The sequence below is a fragment of the Myroides sp. DW712 genome (assembly GCF_046557355.1).
In the GTDB taxonomy this organism is placed as follows: domain Bacteria; phylum Bacteroidota; class Bacteroidia; order Flavobacteriales; family Flavobacteriaceae; genus Flavobacterium.
This window is the reverse complement of record NZ_JBKFDO010000003.1, coordinates 117,700-139,649: the sequence shown is the minus strand read 5'-3', so window position 1 is coordinate 139,649 and position 21,950 is coordinate 117,700. Positions and strand designations below refer to the sequence as shown.

The 21,950-nt window shown below is 37.9% G+C and carries 19 protein-coding genes; 10 read left to right on the top strand and 9 right to left on the bottom strand.

Features of this window, described 5'->3' with window-relative positions:
• Positions 1-190: 190 nt before the first annotated feature.
• From rplU to ACLJX0_RS03625, 3 genes are all read left to right on the top strand, one after another.
• Positions 191-553, top strand: coding sequence for a 50S ribosomal protein L21 (gene rplU / locus ACLJX0_RS03635; protein WP_002989791.1), 363 nt, complete (start codon positions 191-193; stop codon positions 551-553).
• A gap of 24 nt (positions 554-577) precedes the next feature.
• Positions 578-838 carry a 50S ribosomal protein L27 gene (rpmA, locus tag ACLJX0_RS03630; protein WP_002989789.1) on the top strand — a complete coding sequence of 87 codons (261 nt, stop codon included), beginning with the start codon at positions 578-580 and terminating at the stop codon, positions 836-838.
• Between the two features lie 595 nt (positions 839-1,433).
• On the top strand, positions 1,434-2,759 hold the full coding sequence (locus ACLJX0_RS03625) for a hypothetical protein (protein ID WP_410878526.1): 1,326 nt from the start codon (positions 1,434-1,436) through the stop codon (positions 2,757-2,759).
• Positions 2,760-2,824: 65 nt separating this feature from the next.
• Here ACLJX0_RS03625 and dgt read toward each other — a convergent pair whose 3' ends face one another.
• The 6 genes from dgt to ACLJX0_RS03595 all read right to left on the bottom strand — a co-directional run bounded on the left by dgt (position 2,825) and on the right by ACLJX0_RS03595 (position 10,619).
• Complete coding sequence (gene dgt / locus ACLJX0_RS03620) at positions 2,825-4,168, bottom strand: dGTP triphosphohydrolase (RefSeq protein ID WP_410878524.1); 1,344 nt, start codon at positions 4,166-4,168, stop codon at positions 2,825-2,827.
• Between the two features lie 24 nt (positions 4,169-4,192).
• The gene (locus tag ACLJX0_RS03615) at positions 4,193-4,897 is read right to left on the bottom strand and encodes an AAA family ATPase (RefSeq protein WP_410878522.1); all 705 of its coding nucleotides are present in this window, start codon (positions 4,895-4,897) and stop codon (positions 4,193-4,195) included.
• A gap of 111 nt (positions 4,898-5,008) precedes the next feature.
• On the bottom strand, positions 5,009-5,917 hold the full coding sequence (locus ACLJX0_RS03610) for a DnaJ domain-containing protein (protein ID WP_410878520.1): 909 nt from the start codon (positions 5,915-5,917) through the stop codon (positions 5,009-5,011).
• A gap of 235 nt (positions 5,918-6,152) precedes the next feature.
• Positions 6,153-6,377 carry a hypothetical protein gene (locus ACLJX0_RS03605; protein ID WP_410878518.1) on the bottom strand — a complete coding sequence of 75 codons (225 nt, stop codon included), beginning with the start codon at positions 6,375-6,377 and terminating at the stop codon, positions 6,153-6,155.
• A 198-nt stretch (positions 6,378-6,575) separates the two neighbouring features.
• Positions 6,576-7,799, bottom strand: a complete 1,224-nt coding sequence (gene odhB / locus ACLJX0_RS03600) for a 2-oxoglutarate dehydrogenase complex dihydrolipoyllysine-residue succinyltransferase (protein WP_410878516.1) — start codon at positions 7,797-7,799, stop codon at positions 6,576-6,578.
• A 48-nt stretch (positions 7,800-7,847) separates the two neighbouring features.
• Positions 7,848-10,619: a 2-oxoglutarate dehydrogenase E1 component gene (locus ACLJX0_RS03595; RefSeq protein ID WP_410878514.1), complete on the bottom strand. Its 2,772-nt coding sequence runs from the start codon at positions 10,617-10,619 to the stop codon at positions 7,848-7,850.
• A gap of 116 nt (positions 10,620-10,735) precedes the next feature.
• On the opposite strand from ACLJX0_RS03595, the gene ACLJX0_RS03590 reads away from it, so the two are divergent.
• A complete protein-coding gene (locus tag ACLJX0_RS03590; protein WP_410878512.1) occupies positions 10,736-11,314 on the top strand; it encodes a hypothetical protein in 579 nt (192 codons plus the stop codon).
• Between the two features lie 72 nt (positions 11,315-11,386).
• Here ACLJX0_RS03590 and ACLJX0_RS03585 read toward each other — a convergent pair whose 3' ends face one another.
• Together ACLJX0_RS03585 and ACLJX0_RS03580 are read right to left on the bottom strand one after the other, a co-directional pair.
• Positions 11,387-11,743, bottom strand: a complete 357-nt coding sequence (locus ACLJX0_RS03585) for a hypothetical protein (protein ID WP_410878510.1) — start codon at positions 11,741-11,743, stop codon at positions 11,387-11,389.
• 7 nt (positions 11,744-11,750) lie between these two features.
• Positions 11,751-12,728 carry a polyprenyl synthetase family protein gene (locus ACLJX0_RS03580; protein WP_410878508.1) on the bottom strand — a complete coding sequence of 326 codons (978 nt, stop codon included), beginning with the start codon at positions 12,726-12,728 and terminating at the stop codon, positions 11,751-11,753.
• A 332-nt stretch (positions 12,729-13,060) separates the two neighbouring features.
• Here ACLJX0_RS03580 and ACLJX0_RS03575 point away from each other — a divergent pair, with 332 nt between their 5' ends.
• The 6 genes from ACLJX0_RS03575 (at position 13,061) to ACLJX0_RS03550 (ending at position 21,440) form a co-directional block, all read left to right on the top strand.
• Positions 13,061-13,669, top strand: a complete 609-nt coding sequence (locus tag ACLJX0_RS03575) for a TetR/AcrR family transcriptional regulator (protein WP_410878506.1) — start codon at positions 13,061-13,063, stop codon at positions 13,667-13,669.
• Positions 13,662-14,981, top strand: coding sequence for a TolC family protein (locus tag ACLJX0_RS03570; protein ID WP_410878504.1), 1,320 nt, complete (start codon positions 13,662-13,664; stop codon positions 14,979-14,981). The genes ACLJX0_RS03575 and ACLJX0_RS03570 overlap by 8 nt, the downstream gene beginning before the upstream one ends.
• Positions 14,982-14,999: 18 nt before the next feature.
• Positions 15,000-16,061, top strand: a complete 1,062-nt coding sequence (locus tag ACLJX0_RS03565; protein WP_410878502.1) for an efflux RND transporter periplasmic adaptor subunit — start codon at positions 15,000-15,002, stop codon at positions 16,059-16,061.
• Positions 16,062-16,085: 24 nt separating this feature from the next.
• Positions 16,086-19,247, top strand: coding sequence for an efflux RND transporter permease subunit (locus tag ACLJX0_RS03560; RefSeq protein ID WP_410878500.1), 3,162 nt, complete (start codon positions 16,086-16,088; stop codon positions 19,245-19,247).
• 145 nt (positions 19,248-19,392) lie between these two features.
• Positions 19,393-20,289, top strand: coding sequence for a helix-turn-helix domain-containing protein (locus tag ACLJX0_RS03555; protein ID WP_410878498.1), 897 nt, complete (start codon positions 19,393-19,395; stop codon positions 20,287-20,289).
• 158 nt (positions 20,290-20,447) lie between these two features.
• Positions 20,448-21,440, top strand: coding sequence for a beta-ketoacyl-ACP synthase III (locus ACLJX0_RS03550; RefSeq protein ID WP_410878496.1), 993 nt, complete (start codon positions 20,448-20,450; stop codon positions 21,438-21,440).
• A 228-nt stretch (positions 21,441-21,668) separates the two neighbouring features.
• Here the strand turns inward: ACLJX0_RS03550 and ACLJX0_RS03545 are convergent, their stop codons facing one another.
• The gene (locus tag ACLJX0_RS03545; RefSeq protein WP_410878494.1) at positions 21,669-21,938 is read right to left on the bottom strand and encodes a helix-turn-helix domain-containing protein; all 270 of its coding nucleotides are present in this window, start codon (positions 21,936-21,938) and stop codon (positions 21,669-21,671) included.
• Positions 21,939-21,950 lie beyond the last annotated feature (12 nt).

Below are 21,950 nucleotides of genomic sequence, written 5' to 3'. Positions count from 1 at the left end.
AACCGACTTATCTTGTTCGTTCGTTTATTGTCAAGTGGCCATATAGTCAAAATCGAATACAAATCGAGAATTATGAGCTGTAAACTGTAAACTATCAACCGTTAACCAAATTATTCTCCAAAAAACATTTGACAATTTAAAAAAGATATGTACATTTGCACACTTAAATAAACCTTAATAATTTATTGTTATGTACGCAATCGTAGAGATAGCTGGGCAACAATTCAAAGTTAGCAAAGACCTTAAAGTTTATGTTCACCGTTTGGCAACAGAAGAAGGAGCGACTATCACTTTTGATAAAGTTCTTTTAGTTGATGACAACAACAACATTACTGTAGGCGCCCCAGTTATAGAAGGTGCTTCTGTAGAAGCTAAAGTTTTACAACACCTTAAAGGTGACAAAGTAATCGTTTTCAAAAAGAAACGAAGAAAAGGTTACAAAAAGAAAAACGGTCACAGACAAGCTTTGACTCAAATCGTAATTGAAGGAATCAACTTCGGTGGAGCAAAGAAAAAAGCGACTAAAAAAGAAACAGCTGAAGCAGCTGAGTAATTAACAATTTAAAATTATAACGTCATGGCTCACAAAAAAGGTGTCGGAAGTTCGAAGAACGGTAGAGAATCAGAATCGAAACGCTTAGGTGTTAAGATTTACGGTGGTCAAGCAGCTATCGCTGGAAACATCCTTGTAAGACAAAGAGGTTCTAAGCATAATCCTGGTGAAAACGTTTATATGGGAAAAGACCATACTTTACATGCTAAAGTTGACGGTGTTGTTAAATTCCAAAAGAAAAAAGACAACAAGTCTTACGTTTCTATCTTACCATTTGAAGCTTAAGAATCTAGTTTATCTGAAACACAGATAAAAAGATTACAAAATAAAAAAGGTATTGCGCTTTGTCGTGATACCTTTTTTTTTGTTCTTTGGCTTTTGGCTTTTGGCTTTCGCTCTTTGCTTTTTTGCCTTTGGCTTTTCTGACAAAACTAAATGCTTCTTATCAACCCTCAACTAACTCTCAACTAACTCTCAACTAACTCTCAACTAACTCTCAACTAACTCTCAACTAACTCTCAACTAACTCTCAACTAACTCTCAACTAACTCTCAACTAACCCTCAACTAACCCTCAACTAACCCTCAACTAACCCTCAACTAACCCTCAACTAACCCTCAACTAACCCTCAACTAACCCTCAACTAACCCTCAACTAACCCTCAACTAACCTCAACTAACCCTCAACTAACCCTCAACTAACCCTCAACTAACCCTCAACTAACCCTCAACTAACCCTCAACTAACCCTCAACTAACCCTCAACTAACCCTCACAAACAACATTCTTATTTAGAAAAGATAAAAATAATATTGCACATCTCATTTTTCTTATTTATTTTTGGTCTAAATTAATTATAATACGAAACTTAATAACCCAAACATGATGAAAATAACTAAACTCTTTTCGGCTTTAGCAATTTTTGCACTACTTATAACAAGCTGTTCAAGCGACGATGATGTAATCAGAAATCCACCACCAGAGCAAGGAGGACAAAAAGAAGTAGGAACAGAGCTTTCTTTTGAAGGAACATATGCTTATGGACATGCTGGAAACCCAATTCCATTTGAGTTTAAAAAGAAATCAATCTCAATGCAAATGTCATTAATGGCAGGAAGCGGACAAGAGGATGATACTTACAACATCATCAAAATATACGAAAATGCTGAAGGTGTATTAAAAGTAGTATCTAAACACGAAACAGAAAGTGAATACAAAGCATTTTTCTTGCGTAACATCAAAGAAGGAGAGTCTTTAGACATTAATATCGACTACACATTCCCATCGGAATTAGAGGCAAAAGAAGCTGCATACCCAGCAGCAGGAAATTCAACACCAGACCACGTAAACAACAAATTTGGTTGGTTGAAGTTAACTAAAATGAATGGAGAAGAAATCAAGCTACCCGTACAAGGAAAATACGTTTTCTCTGCTCAAGGGCACACCTATTTCTATAACTTCACGAATGAAACCGTAAACTTCAATGGTTCATATGATATGAAAGTATTGAAGCACAATACGAATACAAATAAAATTTTGATGGAAGGTGAAGGAGAAAAAGCAGGTACTTTCTATGTGGCTCAATTGAAAAACATCACAGATAATACAGTAGACATCGCAAGATTAACGTTTGGTGAAGCTGATGCAAAAGCAAAAGCAGAGGCAGAATTTGCTTTAGCAACTGACGTAGGAGCAAATTTCACTACCTATACAAAAGAAACAACACCAAGTGTACCTTCATTTGACGGATTAAACGGAAAATATGTAAGTGCGATGATTGTTATCGATGGACAAGATATGGGTCAATATGAATTCCATATCGGAGAGAATGACAACGCCTTTTTATTAATGGCTGATTTCTCTGGAACAGGTACTTTCACAGCAGGTGGTAAACTTGACTTAAAAAGAGTATTTACTGACGAAACTAAAGGACAAATGATTTACGAAATCACGGAATCAGCGGGTTACTATGCAGGAAGAACAGGTCAATTCTTAACTTTATATGTTAGAGACTACCAAACAGGTACAAAAGCTTCGTTTGCTATTGCTACAAAAAATGGAGGTTCTTCAATTGCATCAAGTAAAGGTGATATCATCGGTACAACAATAGAAGAAGCTAAAGCAATCGCTGCTCCAGACGCAATGAAAGCTTGGGATGGCGGAATGATGAACTATGCACACGTTTGGATTCCAACAACTAAAAAATAAGGCATTTCCATATTTGTTTAAATAATGAAAAAGGGCTTTTGAAATTAATTTCAAAAGCCCTTTTTTTATTTGGTCACTTTTATTGTATGATACAATTCTAATGCTTTACCATCGGTTAACATGGATACAAAATGACAGATACTCATTAAACGCTCGTATAAACTATCACTTTCAATAATATAACGTTCTGGCAGCAATTTAAGTATTAAACCATCATAGTGATTATCTTCTCCATAATAACGGTTATTTGTAGCCGTTATAAAGCGTTCTAAGAGCGTTTCGATAACTTGATACCCAATGATTTCCTTTTCAATAACTTCTTTGCTCTGGTACACGTTATTAATGCTCACCGCCAAAATATCCTTCATTTGTGCAATATAGGAACACTTTTCTGTCAGGGCAAAAGGATAATCGCCAGCTAAAATCTTCTCTTCATTCTCAATAAACAAACGCGTTACATCGTCAATTAAACTTCCAATAGCTAAAGCACGTAAATAGCTCACGCGATCTTCTTTGGAATTCAATTGGGAATACTTTTGGGTATTGATGCTATTTTGAACAATCATGATGAGAAACTCTAGGGCGTGTTCTTCTGGAATCCAACCCAGGTTAATTCCATCCTCAAAATCAGTAATGGTGTAGCAGATATCATCGGCTGCTTCCACCAAATAGGCCAAAGGATGACGGTGAAAGGCTGTTTCTACGCGATCGTCTTTCATAATCATCCCTAATTCAGAAGCCACATCAATAAACGCTTCTTTATCTCCTTGAAAAAAGCCATACTTTTTATCTGAGATATCACGGGTTGGTTTTTTAGGCAAACTCTCCTTCGGATATTTCATAAACGCTCCAAGCGTTGCATAAGAAATACGCAATCCTCCTTCGATACCCGGGCGCGATTTGGTTAAAATCGAAAATCCGTTAGCATTTCCTTCAAAATCAATCAGGTCTTGCCATTCTTTATCTGTTACTTGCTCTTTAAATCCTTGTCCTTTACCTCGACTAAAGAAATCGCCAATTGCCTTTTCTCCTGAATGTCCAAAAGGTGGATTTCCAATGTCATGTGCTAAAGAAGCTGCAGCAACAATAGCACCAAAATCATTGACGGTGTACCCGTATTCTTCCGATAAATAGGTATATTTCTTTAAAAGTTTTTCTCCTACATTTCGTCCCAAGGAACGACCAACAACCGAAACTTCTAAACTATGGGTTAACCTTGTGTGAACAAAGTCCGTTTTTGATAAAGGGATAACTTGTGTTTTATCTTGCAAGCTGCGAAAAGGAGAAGAAAAAATAATGCGATCATAATCTACTTCAAAACCGATTCTCGTCTGACTTTCATCTAAGCGATTTCGTACAAAGGTGTCACCGTGCTTCTTTAAAGACAGTAACTTTTCCCATTTCATCATATATTCTATTCTTTTATTTCTTTACTAATTTTCTAACGCCAGTTGGCTGGTAATAATGTTATGCTTTACCGTGCGATAAATATGCGTCTTGGCTTCTGCATAGGAAATATCATACAATCGCTCTACTTTCGCATATTCTGGTGGATATACCGCTAACATTTTATCGTAATACAAATCCAAGGCCTCTTTGACAGGTGCCGTATATTCTAACTTCAACTCAAAACGACGCACCAAAGCTTCGTCAATCATTTGAATCTGATTGGTAGCTGCAATTAAGATAGATTTTTGTGGAAAGTTATCGATGAGTTGTAAGATTGCATTAACGACGCGTTTCATCTCACTATTATCCTTGTTGTCATAATCGCGAATTTGACCTAAAGAGTCAAACTCATCAAAAAACAAAACCGCACTCTCGTATTGAATTTCCTTAAATAGGCTTTCGATGTTTTTGGCTGTTTCCCCTAGTTTAGACGAAACAATAGTTGCCAAATTCACAATGATTAGCTTTTTGTCTAGCTGTTTCGCAATGGCTTTTGCGGTCATTGTTTTACCACAACCTGTCTTTCCGTATAACAGAATCTTATTACTCACGGGAAGGTTGTACTTCGTCAAGATTTCACGATACTTATATTCCTTTAAGAACGCTTCGATTTCTCTAGCTACGGCTTCCGTAAACATTACGTCTTCTAAGCGAGTATCCGTTCGATCGATATAATACAAAGAACTCATCTCAAAAATAGGATTTGAACATTATTAACTACAAATATAAGCTAAAAAAAACGTTACACTCTCACGAGTTCCTTTAAAAAACAAAGGAAAATCAATCGCTACTTAATACAACTAGAACTTAGGTTTCCGGCCGTGCTTATTGGGTAAATCTTCTCCTTTTAGTAAAAGTAAGATAAGCAACACTGCAATATTTAATAACGGAATCAATAAAAGTAAAGCAAGTATCCCATGTCGATTAACATCGTGAAGGCGTCTAGCAGAACAAATAATCAAGACATAAATTAATGCAGTACAAATAAAAGAATAGGTTCCTTCAACTTCAAAATAAGGAGCATAAAAATAAGCACTTAAAAATAGACTTCCTAGAAAGGCTACACGCAAGCCGTAATCCTTTCTTGAACTTCTCCCTAAAGGAGCTAAAAATCCTATACTCCAATGGTGAGGATTTGCATAATTCACCTGATCTTGCAAATTAGCTTCTGTGAAATTCATATACACGCCATTATTCAAGTGAATACTTCGCTTTTCCACATGTGCACTATACTTATTGGTCGCTGTCAATTCAAAAGACAAGTACTTCGCATCTAATTCTTTGACGCGATACATAACTTTACCCCTTAATTCGTCCATATAGCCCAAGGGATAAATTCGAATCATATCTGCTTGTTTGCATTCCCAACTAATTTCAATCCAATCTCCCATAAAAAAATACGTCTGATTACAACTAAAATTCACCACTTCGGGTTTATAATAATCTGCTGTTGGTTTAGCTTTTCTGGTTGTTTGTGCACTAGAAGAGGTAGAAGTTGATTGATACAACGTCAAGTCATAAGCTTTTCGTTCTACTTCATTTCCCAGCACCTCATACGCTTTAATCACTTCAAACAACTTGTTTTGATGCGTTGTATTCCCTTGATTCATATCGGGATGATACAGCTTAGACAACCGTCGAAATGCTTGTTTAATTTCGTTTGAACTAGCAGTGGGATTCACTTCTAAAATAGCATAATAGCTGCGCATATACTTGTGTGAATTAAATACTTGAGTTTCTTTCTGTATCTATTTCTTGCAAGAGATACAGCACTCTAATGGAATGGTAATGTAGGGCAATACCAGCAGTTAACAAAATAAATCAGCAGTAAATTCGCTCCTCTCATTTCATTTCTTTGCAGCCCTACTATAAAGACATAAAAAAGGAGATAATTACCCATTATCTCCTCAATTTCTTTATAGTCTTTCACTTAAATACAGCTATTTATTCTTCATCCGCTAAGAAAAACTTCATCGATTTCATGGGGTAAGCTGTTCTACTTTTCCCACTTGGATTCGCAATCACCGATTTGATACTCACCAAATCACCTAATTTAAACTGTGCTTCTGTATATTGGTAATCCAATAAATAAGGGCCACAGAAATAATTACCCTGCTCATCCTTTTCAATGATACCCTTAAATATTCCCTTTTTTGTTTCTTTCGACATGGTTTACTTGTTTTAAGGCACAAAGATACGTTATTTTGTTGACGGTTGACGGTTGACAGTTTACCTTGACAATTGACGGTTGACGATTTCTTCCTTTTCCAAAAAAAATGCTTTTGGCTACTGATGGTTTTATCAAATGCCAAAGAACAAAAGATTGAACAAAAAAAAAGCAACCCTTTCGAGTTGCTTTTTTTTATATTAAAGTTCTAAAGCTTTTTTAGGATTGTTATCCATCAATAATTCTGTTGGGTTTTCTAATGCTTCTTTCACAGCTACTAAGAAACCAACTGATTCACGTCCGTCGATGATACGGTGATCATACGACAACGCTACGTACATCATTGGGTGGATTTCCACTTTTCCATTTACTGCGATTGGGCGCTCGATGATGTTGTGCATTCCCAAAATTCCCGATTGTGGAGGGTTGATAATTGGCGTAGATAACATCGATCCGAATACCCCACCATTTGTGATTGTAAATGTACCACCTGTCATCTCATCCACTGTAATTTGTCCATCACGTGCTCTTGTCGCTAAACGTTTAATTTCAGCTTCTACCCCACGGAAAGATAATAATTCAGCGTTGCGAACAACAGGCACCATCAATCCTTTTGGTCCAGATACTGCAATTGAAATATCACAGAAGTCATATTTAATTTGCTCTTGTCCGTCAATCATTGAGTTTACGTCTGGGTATAATTCTAAAGCGCGAGTAACCGCTTTCGTAAAGAACGACATGAAACCTAATCCAACCCCGTGTTTTGCTTTGAAAGCGTCTTTATATTCGCTTCTTAGCTTGTTTACGTTTGTTAAGTTCACCTCGTTAAACGTAGTTAACATCGCTGTTGTATTTTTAGCTTCAACCAAACGCTCCGCTACTTTACGACGTAACATAGACATTTTTTTGCGCTCTTCCCCTCTTGGTCCTCCTGTTGGAGTTCCCATCGAATGTTTCGCGTTTAAAGCATCTTCTTTCGTGATTCTACCATCTTTTCCTGTTCCAGAAACAGTAGCAGCGTCAATGTTTTTCTCATCTAGTATCTTTTTAGCAGCTGGAGAAGCTGTTCCTGTTGCGTATGTTGCCGCTGCAGGTGCTTGTACTGGTTCTGCTTTTGGAGCCTCAGCTTTTGGGGCTTCAGCCGCAGGCTTAGCCTCAGTAGAAGAACCTCCTGCTGGTTTTGCAGCACTAGTATCGATTAAACAAACTACTTGACCTACAGCCACTGCGTCACCTTCTTCTGCTTTTAAAGTAATGATTCCACTTGCTTCAGCAGGCAATTCTAATGTTGCTTTATCTGAATCAACCTCAGCAATTGCTTGGTCTTTTTCAACATAGTCTCCATCTTTTACCAACCAAGTTGCAATTTCAACCTCTGTAATTGATTCACCTGGTGAAGGAACTTTCATTTCTAAGATGCTCATCGTATATTCTTTAATTAAATATTGTTATGTAAAAATACTCTTTTTTTATTATAAGTTCTTATTAAAAACTTTTTCTACCGCGTAAGCGAAACGTTTTTTCGAACGCGTTGAACTACCTGAAGCTGGCGCACTATACGCTTTATTTCCTGCATAACGCAAAGGCTTCTCTTCAAAGTTCATCAACATATAGCCATAAGCCCCCATATTCTTAGGTTCTTCTTGTGCCCATACGAAATCATCTGCATTTGGATACGCCGCGATAACCGCTTTAATTTGCTCTACTGGTAAAGGGAACAATTGTTCAATACGCACAAAAGCAATATCCTCTCTTCCTAATTCTTCGCGTTTTGCTACTAAATCATAGTAGAACTTACCAGAAACAAAAACTAATGATTTCACTTTTGCTTTATCCACACCTGCATCATCAATAACATATTGGAATTTTCCATCGGTCAAGTCGCTGATAGTCGAAGTCGCTTGTGGATGTCTCAACAAACTCTTCGGTGACATTACGATTAACGGTTTTCTGAAATCTGTTACCATTTGTCTGCGCATCAAGTGGAAGAAGTTCGCTGGTGTTGTACAGTTCGCCACATACATATTGTGTTCGGAACACAATTGTAAGTAACGCTCTAAACGAGCGGAAGAGTGTTCAGCCCCTTGGTTTTCGTATCCGTGAGGCAATAACATCACTAGCCCATTTTGGCTGTTCCATTTATCTTCTGCAGCAGAAATATATTGGTCCATCATGATTTGAGCTCCATTAGAGAAATCTCCAAATTGTGCTTCCCAAATCGTCAAGGTATTTGGATTAGTCAAAGCATATCCATATTCAAATCCTAGAACGGCATACTCAGACAATAAAGAGTTATAGATTCTCATTTGTCCTTTTTGGTCTTTCAACTGATTCAATAAGATGATTGACTCCTCTGTGTCTTCTGTTTTTACTACCGCATGACGGTGAGAGAATGTACCACGCTCTACGTCTTGCCCTGACATACGCACATCATATCCTTCTGTAATCAATGATCCGTACGCCAATAATTCACCCATCGCCCAGTCTAACTTGTCATTTTCAAAGAACATCGCCTGACGATCTCCGATTAGACGTTTTACTTTGCTGATGAATTTTTTATCTTCTGGAAGCGCTGTAATTACCTCAGCGATATCCGTCAATACTTGTTTCGATACTTTCGTATCATAATCCACAACCATTGCTTTTTCATCTACCACGCGGAAGTTCTTCCAGTTTTCATGCATGAACGTTCTGATTTTAGCAAACTCATTTTCACGAGACATTTGCAAATCTTGTTCTAATACCTCTTTATATTGTTGTTCCAAGTCTTTCACGAAGCTCTCATCGACAATTTTATCTTCTAACAATCTAGCGTTATAGATATTTCTTGCGTTCGGATGTTTCGCAATTAATTTATATAATAAAGGTTGTGTGAATTTTGGTTCATCCCCTTCGTTATGTCCATATTTACGGTATCCCACTAAATCGATGAATACATCTCTTCCAAAGGTCATACGGTATTCTAAAGCAAATAAGAAAGCGCGTACAGCAGCTTCTGTATCATCTGCATTCACGTGTAAAACGGGAGAGGCCGTTACTTTAGCAATATCCGTTGAATACGTAGAAGAACGACCATCTGCGTAATTTGTTGTAAATCCAACTTGGTTGTTTAATACAATATGGATTGTTCCTTCCGTTTTATATCCTCTTAGTTGTGCCATTTGCACGATTTCGTATACAATTCCCTGTCCAGAAATTGCGGCATCCCCGTGTAAAGCGATTGGCAATACTTTAGCCGGTTGATTGGTGTATACGGTATCTTGTTTTGCACGAGCAATTCCTTCAATAACTGCACCTACAGTTTCTAAGTGAGAAGGGTTTGGTGCTAAGTTTACGTGAATATCTTTTCCTGCGCGTGTTTTTCTCATGGAACTCAAGCCCAAGTGGTATTTAACGTCTCCGTCAAATCCTTCTACTGTATCATAATCTTTTCCGTCAAATTCAGAGAAAATTTCTTGCGTCGGTTTTTTGAATACGTTGGCTAACACATTCAAACGTCCACGGTGTGCCATCCCTACTACAATTTCTTCTACTCCTTTTTCAGCGGCAGATTCGATTAAGAAGTCCATCGCTGGAATCGCAGCTTCAAGTCCCTCTAAAGAAAAACGTTTTTGTCCTACATATTTTGTATTCAAGAAGTTTTCAAAAGAAACCGCTTCAATTAACTTGTGTAAGATTTCTTTTTTCTCTTCTGCATTAAATTTTGCTTCTGGGATTTCGAAGTGATCTTGGATCCAATTCACTTCTTTTTCATCTGTGATATATTTAAATTCGATACCTAAAGTAGCACAGTAGATTTTCTCTAGTTGAGCGATGATTTGTGCTAAGGTAGAGGTCGGTAATTGAATGGCTTTGGCAGCATCAAATTTGGTCTGTAAATCCGCTTGTGTTAAACCGAATTTCTCTAGGCTTAAATCGGGGTGAACGACTCTTCTTTCTCTAAGCGGGTTTGTTTTCGTCAATAAGTGTCCGTAAGTCCTGTAGCTATCGATTAATTTCAATACCGCTAACTCCTTTGTGATTTGGCTTGTATCCGCCGAATTACCTGTATTTGAACCTGTTGTTGGTGCTGAAACATACGTTACTTTTTCTGTTGTTCCGTCATTAAATTCGTTTGCAAAATCGAAACCTTGAAAGAAAGCTCTCCAACTTGGTTCTACGCTATCTGGATTTTCTAAATATTGATCATACAAATCTGCAAAAAATGCAGTGTGTGCCGCGTTTAAAAAGGAAAATCTATCCATAATTTTCGTCTAAAGACCTATTGATTAAATATTATATATACAAAAATACAACTCTTTGATTACAAAAGTATAAACTTTTTCTTATTTTTATCTCACAACAATTTCATAAAACAGCTATGAGAAGATTTTATGTCAAAAAAATGAGTGTTTTATTCATTTTTTCATTTTTTTTATTGTCCAATTTTTCACTTTTTGCACAACAAAACCGAAATCAGTCCGAAAATTACGATTCTGTCAAAAAATGGAGATTCGGAGGAGGCTTCGGTTTGGGCTTTGGTAGCGGATACACGGATGTGATGTTAGCCCCTAGTGCACTGTACGAAGTGAACCCCTATTTGAACCTCGGTGTAGGGTTACAAGGAAGCTACATCAACAGCAAAAATCGCTCCTTTTACTATAGTAGTGTAAAGGAATACCAATCTTGGATTTATGGAGGAAGTTTAATCGCCCTTTCTAATCCCATCCCTCAATTGCAGCTATCCATTGAATTGGAGCAATTGCGCGTCAACAACACCTATACCTATAAGGAGGATTTACACAAGTTGGATGCCAACTTCTGGAATACCGCTTTATTCTTAGGTGCAGGATACAGCAGTGGCCCTGCAACGGTTGGAATTCGATACAATGTTTTATATCGAGAAAAAGATATGGTGTACGGAAGTGCTTTTATGCCGTTTATTCGCGTTTATTTCTAATCAACCCAGTTTGGATAAGATACAAAAAAAGAGCCGATTGTACAAATCGGCTCTTTTTGTATGCTATGTGTCTTATTGTTCATTTGCTAAAGTAGTACGGAAGTACACCTTTTGAAACTCCCGTTTAACAATCAGGTAAGTCAGCTGTTGAAAGTAATTAAATACATCGCCCTCTTCCAGCGCTCGAATGTCCTTTTCTGCCACATCAATGCGATACAACAACATGGATAATTTGGCAGGCGTACGAGAAGCGATGACTTCCAACTGTTCTTGAATTTGTTGTACGAATTCAAGGGGTGTTGAAACGGGAAAGGTTACGTCCTCATCTACACTCATTCTAAAATCGCGCTCCACTTGCTGAACGAGTAATTCAAACAAAGGTTGCTGTTCTCTCAGTTGATTTTCTAGATAAGTAACGGCTACTTCCATGGCATATTTACATTTGTCTGTTCATTAATTCCTTGCTGAAAACGCGAAGCACCTCTTTCTTATGTTCATCAATCGCTAAAACCTCTACTATCTTCAACGCTTCCTCAGTGTACTGTTCGATTAATTGCAACGACGCTTGTTGAGATCCTGTTTCTACAAATAGTTGCTTTACACGATTGATTTTTTGCTCTTCGTCTAGGGTTTCTACGGTAGCATAAAACGTTGTCAATTCTTCTTTTTGTGCTGAATTTGCTTGTTCTAACGCTTTGAGGTATAAGAATGTTTTTTTATTTTCTAAGATATCCCCTCCAATGCGCTTCCCAAAGGTTGCTTCATCACCAAAGGCATCCAAATGATCGTCTAGTAATTGAAAGGCAATGCCCAAATTCAAACCAAAGTTATAAATCTGGTCGCCGTTCTCTGCGGTTGTTTGAGCGACAATCGCTCCCATTTTCAATGCTGCTGCAACTAGAACTGCAGTTTTATACTCAATCATTTTAATGTATTGATCAATCTGTACATCGGAACGATCTTCGAAACAAATATCGTATTGTTGTCCTTCACAAACTTGAATAGCTGTTTTGCTAAACAACTTGGCTAAATCTCTAAAAATAGCAGGTTCATAGTGTTCAAAGTATTGATACGCTAAAATCAACATGGCATCTCCTGAAAGGATTGCGGTATTGACATCCCATTTTTCGTGCACGGTTTGGTGTCCTCTTCGCAAAGAGGCATCATCCATGATATCGTCATGCATCAAAGAAAAGTTGTGAAATAACTCAATCGCTGTTGCGGCATAAATAGCTTTTTTAGGATCTTCATTAAAAACATCCGCTGCCATTAACGTTAAAACCGGTCTGATTTGTTTTCCTCCTAAAGAAAGAATATACGAAATAGGTTCATAAAGTTCTAGGGGTTGACCATCTAATTGAATGGAATTTAGATAATCCGCGATCTGTTCTTTGTACATTGCTATTGACTGCATCTTCAAAAAAATTTTGGTAAAAATACGCGTTTTTTAAAGACTTTTCGTTTCTCTGCGCTATTCTACCTTTTAACTGCGGCAAATATCCTAAAAATAGATTACTTATCCACTAGTTTTTCTAGAAAAACAACAGCAAAACAGGATCTATACTTTCTCCAATCTCCCATTTCCAATCCTCCTTTCTCCCTTCTGTTTCTCACCTTTATCTGCGGGCTAGTTTTTTCTATTTTTTCCCTGGAAACTTTCAAACTAGTTAAAGTTTTCATAATTAATAGGAAACTTTTAAACCGAATAAGTTTCCTGTCTATATTTGCCCGAATAAAAAGAGATACATGGAAACTTTAATATTAGAAAAAGCTACTCACTTGTTTTTATCCCAAGGATTTAAAAGCATTACGATGGACGATATCGCAGCCGAATTATCGATATCCAAAAAAACAATTTACCAACACTATGCTTCCAAACCGGAACTAATTGAAAAAAGTTTGGTTTACATCAATGAGAAGTTTTTAAAATCACTGGAGATTGTAATTGCTCAAAACCGACCTGCCGTAGCGGAAATTATAGCGGCTCATAACAATATGAATGAGGTTTTTGCTATTGAAACGTCGGTTTGTTTGTACCAACTAAACAAGTATTATCCTAAGATAGCGCAAAAGCAAAAGATTTTTCACAAGAAAAAGTATGTGGGTATCATTGAACGCAATTTAGAAAAGGGAATTAAAGAGGGGGTTTACCGCTCTAATCTCGATGTAGAATTCACCGCACGATTGCATATTGCTTCGGTAGTTTTACTGGATGATCACGATTATTTTGAGCCAGATGAATATACCCATATGCAGCTACATGCTTTACACTTGGAGCATCACATGCGCAGCATCACCACAGACAAAGGATTGAAACAATACTTAGAATTAAAAGAAAGCATCAAACATGACTAAGACCTTCTTAACCGTATGCAGTCTATTCCTTTCTTGTAGTGTATGGGCTCAAGAGCCTTTGACCTTACAAGAAGCGCTAAATTATGCCTTGGAACACAAAGCAGAAGCCAGACAAGCGGCTTTGGATGTCACCAACAGTGACTATCAAATCCAAGAAGTCAAAGCTAATGCACTACCTCATCTTAACGTAGAGGCAAATATTGCCAACAATGTTAAGATTCAAGAGATGCCGTTAACCTTAGGAGGACAAACACAAATGATTCCGTTTAACCTCAAGTGGAATTCTCAAGTGACAGCAACGGCTTCCCAAATCCTATTCAATCAAGCCGTATTTATGGGGTTAAAAGCAGCGCGCTCGGCTAAGGAATTCTACATCATCAACAAAGAATTAACCGATGAGCAAATCATAGAGAAAGTGGCTTCTACCTACTATCAAGTGTTTCAAGCCAAAGCCATGCTAAAAACCTTAGAGACAACCATTGGCAGCACCACGCGCATCAAAGACATTATCGAGGACTTACACCGCAATGGCTTAGCTACTCAAATTGATTTGGACCGTACCAAAGTAAGTTTGAGCAATTTAAAAGCCAATCGTCAGCAAATCATCAATGCCGTTGATTTGCAAGAAAATGCGCTAAAGTTTTTCATGGGGATGGACTTACAAACAGCAATTCAACTGCCAGAAAACACCTTTACCGTTGACGAAAGTGCGGTATTAGCAGAGCAAAAAATAGAGGAAAGAACAGAAATCTATTTACTGGAAAAACAAAAAGAGCTGTTAGGCTATAAGCTCAAATCTATTCAAGCGGATTACTACCCTTCTCTAGCGGCCTTTGGTACATTTGGCTATCAGGGAATGGGAGATAAATTTCCATGGGGTAACAAACCTAGTGATGGGGTCTTTTGGACCAGTGCCTCAGCAGTAGGAATATCATTAAAGCTTCCCATTTTTAATGGTTTTGAAACAAGAGCTAGAGTAAGACAAGCGAAAATTGATCTGGATAAAATTGGCGTACAGATGGAAGACACCAAACAAGCTTTAGCTCTAGATTTTGCCAATGCACAACAATCGATATCCAATGCTTTGATTAGCATCAATATTCAGCGAGAAAATGTAGATCTAGCGCGCAGTATTTTGACCAATATGCAAAACAATTACAAACATGGTTTAGCTACTTTGACTGATTTATTGAATGCAGAAAATGCCTATACGGAAGCGGAAAACAATTTTACAACGGCTTTGCTGGATTTTAAACTAGCCGAAATTCAGATCATCAAATCACAAGGAGCATTAAAAACCTTACTCGACTAAATATCAAACAACTACACCATGAAAAAAATAATAACAGCCTTAGTCCTAGTGGCCTTAGCGGGAGGGACGATTTACATATTAAACCGCAACAAAACCAATAATGATGCGGAAACAGCTATTGTGGCTGAGCAAGATGCAACCGTTACAGTTCGCGTAGAACAAGCGACAGTACGTGTGGTAGATGCTACCTACAAAGCCAATGGGAACTTTGTGCCCTATCAAGAAGTAACCCTAGCAGCTGAAACTCCAGGACGCGTAGTTAAACTAGTCGTTGACGAAGGGGCTTCCGTACGCAAAGGCCAAGTTTTAGCCTTAGTCAATAGCGACCAAATTAACGTACAAGTACGCAATGCTGAAGCTGCTTATGCAACGGCCAAAGCAGATGCATCGCGTTTTGAAAGTGCTTATACCACGGGTGGGGTAACCAAACAGCAACTAGACCAAGTCAAGTTGATGCTACAAAACGCAGAAGCGAATTTAAAATCAGCTCAGATTACTGCTGGAGATGCACATATCAAAGCTCCAATTGACGGAATTATCAACAAAAAACACGTCGAACAAGGAAGTTTTGTGGCTCCAGGAGCGCCTATTTTTGATTTAGTCAACGTCAATCAGTTAAAATTAAGAGTCAATGTAGATGAAAGTCACGTGGCCAACCTCAAAGAAGGAGATCTCATTGAAGTAAAAGCCAGTGTTTTTCCCAATGATCACTTTGAGGGAAAAGTTACTTTTATTGCACCAAAGGCTGATGCTGCTTTAAACTATCCCGTTGACTTACTATTGACAAACAACAAGGACAATAAATTACGAGCAGGCATGTATGGATCCGCTTATTTTGATGCCGATCAAAACCAAGATACTCCCTTACTTCTCGTTCCCCGCAATGCTTTTGTAGGCAGCGTAAGTTCCAATTTAATCTACCGTGTGATTGACAACAAAGCTGTAGCTACCCAGGTAGTTTCAGGACGAAACCTGGGTGACTTTGTGGAAATCCTCGACGGATTAAAAGAAGGAGAAACTGTGATTACTTCTGGGCAAATTAACCTCACAGATCAAGCCCCTGTAACGATTATTAAATAACAGCCGAAAGAATAGGATTGACATATGAAAATAGCCGAAATATCCATCAAGCGTCCGAGCCTTATTATTGTGCTCTTTATTGCACTACTTCTCGGAGGTATATTTAGTTATAAAAATCTGAGTTACGAGTTAATTCCGAAATTTGAAGTAAACGTGATTACAGTCGCTACTGTATATCCAGGAGCTTCGCCTTCAGAAATAGAAAACACAGTAACCAAGAAAATAGAAGACGCCGTAGCGTCCTTAGAAAATGTAAAAAAAGTAGAAGCGTTATCTTTCGAGAGTTTATCTACGGTGATGATTTACTTGACGTCTGAAGCCAATGTAGATTTATCGTTGAACGATGCGCAGCGTAAGATTAACGCCATTCTTAAAGATTTACCCAAAGATGTAGATCCACCTTCTTTACAGAAGTATTCGCTAAGTGATTTACCGATTATGACCTTGAGTGTAACGAGTAACTTAACGGAAAAGGAACTATACGATTTATTAGATAAAAAGATCCAACCGATTTTTTCTCGTGTGGCCGGAGTAGCCAAAGTAGAGCTTATCGGTGGTGAAGAACGCGAGATTCAAGTTTTGCTTGACCCTAAGAAAATAGAAGCGTATGGCTTAAGCGTACCCTATGTACAACAAGCTGTTCTGAGCTCCAATTTAGACTTCCCTACTGGAAGTGTTAAATCAGGAGACAAGCAAACGCTGATTCGCTTGGCAGGTAAATACAAGAATATCGAAGAAATGCGAAACTTAGTTATCGCTTCACAAGGCGGTATTGACATCCGTCTGAGCGACATTGCTGATGTACAAGATGGTATTAAAGAGGTAGAGAAAATTGCGCGTTTGAATCAGCAATCGACCATTTTAATGCAAGTAATCAAACAATCGGATGCCAATGCGGTAACCGTGAGCGAATTGACACAGCATTCCATCGCTGAAGTGGAAAAAAACTATGCTGATATCCAATTGAATATCAAAACAGCCAATGACTCTTCTCAATTTACGCTAGAAGCTGCTAATGCTGTAATGTTTGACTTGTTTTTGGCCATTGTATTAGTGGCTTTTGTCATGCTGTTTTTCTTACACAGTTTCCGAAATGCCTTGATTGTAATGGTAGCGATTCCGCTGTCTTTAGTGGCCACTTTTATTGGAATTTACCTGTTGGGATATTCCTTAAACTTATTGAGTTTACTTGCCCTTTCGTTGGTGGTAGGTATTTTAGTGGATGATGCCATTGTGGTTATTGAAAATATTCACCGTCACATGGAAATGGGAAAAAACAAAGTACGTGCCTCTTTCGATGGAGCAAAGGAAATTGGTTTTACAGTTACTGCCATTACCTTGGTGATTGTTGTGGTATTCTTGCCGATTGCGATGTCATCGGGCTTAGTTCCTAACATCATTAAACAGTTCTGTGTTACCGTCATTATTGCCACTATGTTGTCTTTATTGGTTTCTTTTACCATTGTCCCTTGGCTATTCTCTCGTTATGGAAAAATAGAGGTCATTCAACCGACTTCTTTCTTTGGAAAAATCTTACATGGTTTTGAAAAAGGATTAACCTCTTTTACGCACAGTATTTCTGGTTTACTCGTTTGGTCCTTAAATTCAACAAAAAATACCATCATCGTGTTGGTTATTGTTGCCATGGCATTCTTTGGATCCTTAGCCCTTCCTTCGTTGGGGTATGTAGGAGGGGAATTCTTCCCTAAAACAGATAAAGGGGAGTTCTTAGTTCAATTGGAATTAGATAAAGACGCTTCTGTACAACAAACCAATCGCATGACCCAAAAAGCAGAAGCCTTTTTGCGCACTAAACCCGAAGTAGTGGATATGATTACGACCGTAGGACAATCGTCTGAAGGCTATGGAGGAAGTCAAGCCACCAAATACAAGTCGGAGATTCACGTGATTTTAACCGATAAAAAACAGCGTAGTGAAAGTTCCTTCGTCTATGCGGCAAAATTGAAAAAGGAACTAGCTCCGCTCATGGTAGGCGTTAAAGTAAAAACCGTTCCTGTGGGTTTAATTGGAGCAGAAGAAGCTCCTTTAGCCTTAACAATTACGGGGTCCAATTTAGATGACGCCATGGAATTTGCCATTCAAGCTAAAGCTTTGTTAGACGAGATTCCTGGTACGATGGAAACCAAATTAACCACAGAAACGGGTAGTCCAGAGATTAATGTACAGGTAGATCGCGATAAAATGGCAGCGCTTGGCTTGGACATGTACACCGTAGGGATGACCATGCAAACTGCATTTAACGGAAACACAGACGGTAAATACCGAGCAGGAGAATATGAATACGACATCAATATTCGCTTTCAAGAATATGCGCGTACTACCATTGACGATGTCAAAACCATCAATTTCAAGAGCAACAACGGTCAAGATGTGAAATTAGAACAATTTGCTACGGTTAGCTATAGTTCGGGGCCTTCCATTTTAGAACGTCGAGATAAGAGTCCATCCGTAACCATCAAATCGCAAACCATTGGTCGTTCCCCAGGGGATATTGCCAACGATTGGTTGCCTAAATTTGATCAGCTAACCTTAAAGCCTGGCGTAAAATATCAATGGACAGGTACGATGGAAGATCAGGAAGAAGGTTTCGGAACATTGGGAATTGCCTTGTTAGCTGCTATTATTTTGGTTTACCTCGTTATGGTTGCGCTATACGATAGTTTCTCTAAACCTTTCATCGTTATTTTCTCTGTACCTTTATCCTTCATTGGAGCGTTACTAGCTTTGGCTATTGCCAATATTTCCTTGAATATTTTTACCATTTTGGGGATTATCATGCTAATTGGTCTGGTTTGTAAGAACGCCATTTTATTGGTGGATTTCGCCAATCACCGCGTAGAAGCTGGGGATAGTGTACACGATGCTTTAATTGCAGCCAACCACGCGCGTTTGCGTCCTATTTTAATGACAACCATTGCCATGGTTATCGGAATGGTGCCCATTGCACTCGCTAATGGTGCAGGAGCAGAAATGAACAACGGATTAGCTGTAGTAATTATTGGGGGACTACTCTCTTCTTTACTACTTACTTTAGTAATTGTTCCTATCATCTACTCTATTTTTGACAAAATCGGCAAGCGATTGGGCAAAAAAGAAAAGATGGATTATCAAGCAGCAATGGAAGCAGACTATGCACCTAATGACCATTATGTAGATCACTACTAGGATATAGTCTGCATTGAACGAAATAAAAAAAGTATCCAAAATAGAGTAGAAAGTCATTTTCTACTCTATTTTTTTTCTTAACCTAAAACAACTTTTTTATCCGTTGGACTTCTTATTTTTACCACTTTAACTATACCCTGTTATTGTGAAGCATAATTACATACAATCCTATTCCATTGCCGATATCCTAAATCGATATGAGCGTTTTATCGTTGATAAGCGATTAGCGGTAGTAGAGATTGGTCCTAAACACAGTCAGTATTTTGTTATTGGCAAACCCTATAAATTTGCCTCTTTTGGATTAATCCTCATCACTGCGGGTGAATGTGAGATTACCATAAATTTAGAGCCTACCAAAGTTAAGAAAAACGACATTCTCGTGGTCTTACCACAACAGTTTTTTGAAATTATTCGATACACCAAAGACTTTAGTGTACAGGCTTTTTTTGCCAGTGGAGAACTATTTCTAGATGCGGGATTTCATCTCAAATCCAATAATTTAATCCAATTTTTTTCTTCACAGTATCCCAAAATTTTGCCACTGAATACCTATATCATCAAAGAAATTAAGTATCATTTAAAACGGTTAAACAAACTCGTTTTCACCCAAGACAACTTGTTTACGCACCAATTAATTTTGCATCATTTCTCCATTTTAATGTATGAGTTAGGGCACTTCTATAATAAACGCGTACTAGCGAAAACAGAGAAAAAGACACTTCGAAAAGAAGAATTAACCAAAAACTTTCTCTTGTTGGTTTCCTCCCATTTCAAAAAAGAGCGAAGCGTACAATTTTATGCGGACCACATGTTTATCAGTCGCAAGCACCTCACCAAAATTATTACCGATGTATTTGGCAAAGCCCCCAAGGACATTATTGTGGAGACCATCATTCTCGAGGCTAAAATATTGTTGAAAGATCCTCAGAATTCCATTACACAAGTAGCCACTGAACTCAACTTTCAGGATGTAGCACTTTTCAGTAAGTTTTTCAAAAATAGTACAGGAATCTCCCCTCGTGAATTTAAGTTAACAAATTAACATTTGAGTAATTTTATGCGTCTTTTTGACAACTTATTCCGTTTATTTAACCACTATTATTTAGCTAAAAATAGCGATATTTGAGTCCTTTTAGAGGAAAAACACATCCAAAACTGTAAGTAATTATTATTTGCACATAAGACGCAAAACAAACAACAATGTTGAAGAATAAACAACAATATGCTCAAATAACAGCCATTGGGGGATATCTACCGACACAAAAACGCACCAATGCTGATTTAGAACGTTTGTCAGACACTTCTGATGAATGGATTATAAAGAGAACAGGAATTAAAGAACGCAGAATTTTAGAAGATGGTCTAGCGACATCGGATATGGCTGTAGCGGCCATTCAAGAACTGTGTACTTCCTATCAAAAAAAAGCCAGGGACATTGATGCTATTTTGATTGCAACGTCTTCTCCAGACATGCCCATGCCCTCAACGGCTAACATTGTTTGTGAGAAGTTACAACTGAGCAATGTATGGGCCTTTGACCTGAATGCGGCTTGTTCTGGTTTTCTCTATGCGTTGGACATGGGAGCAGCTCTAGTTGAAACAGGGCGTTACAAAAATGTTGTGGTTGTAGGAGCAGACAAGATTAGTTCCTTTGTTGATCGCACCGATCGTTCAACCAATATTTTATTTGGCGATGGCGCAGGAGCTGTTTGGCTAGAACCATCACCTGAAACAGGTATTTTGGATGCTTTACTCCTCAGCGATGGCAAAGGGGTTGACTACCTCAACATCAAAGGTGGTGGAACGCAATATCCGTATGATGCAACTGATTGGAATGCCGAACACCGCTATCTAAAACAAGACGGCAAAGTTGTATTCAAAAAAGCTGTAACTGCAATGAGCACCGCCTGCAAAGAACTCTTACAAAAAAACAATTTATCCATTGAGGATGTCCATTGGTTAGTTGCTCATCAAGCCAATAAACGCATCATTGATGCAGTGGGAAAAGAATTGGGAATTGAAGAACAAAAAGCACTGAATAATATTACCTATTCCGGTAATACCATTGCCGCAACAATTCCCTTGTGTATCTGGGAATTTAAACACCAAATTAAAAAAGGAGATTTACTTCTACTTACTGCTTTTGGTGCTGGGTTTTCCTGGGGAGCAAGTTTGTTACAATGGAATATATAGAAAATGAAGGCTTTGGCTTTTGTTGTTTGGCTTTCGCTTTTTTGTGAAGTTAGTTCATTAAGAGAAAATCTATTGTATCTTTTAAAAGAAAAAACGCTCTGTCTAAAGATGTATTGGATAAAAAAACAAACTACAAAAAAACATCTAACAATAAACAAAAAAGCCTCTAACGAGGCTTTTTTGTTTATAGCGATTTAAACGATAGGGTTTTTCTTACTGGCGCGTTTATTAACTTAATTCTTCGGGAAAGTCAACCCCATTCTCTTTCAAGTATTCAATCAATTGTCCGTGCTTGGTTTGTAAATCGGATGTACAATCACAAGCAATAGGGCAAATTTGAAATGGAGAGATTTCTAAAATAATAGCAATTTCATTTAATACATCATTCTTCAACTTTGTCTTTCCGCTCTCAATATCAGAATAGGCTTTTTGAGAAATATTAAGCTTCATCGCTACATATTCCTGAGAAAAACCAAGTTCTTTTCGCCTTGAACGCATCTTTTCTGACTG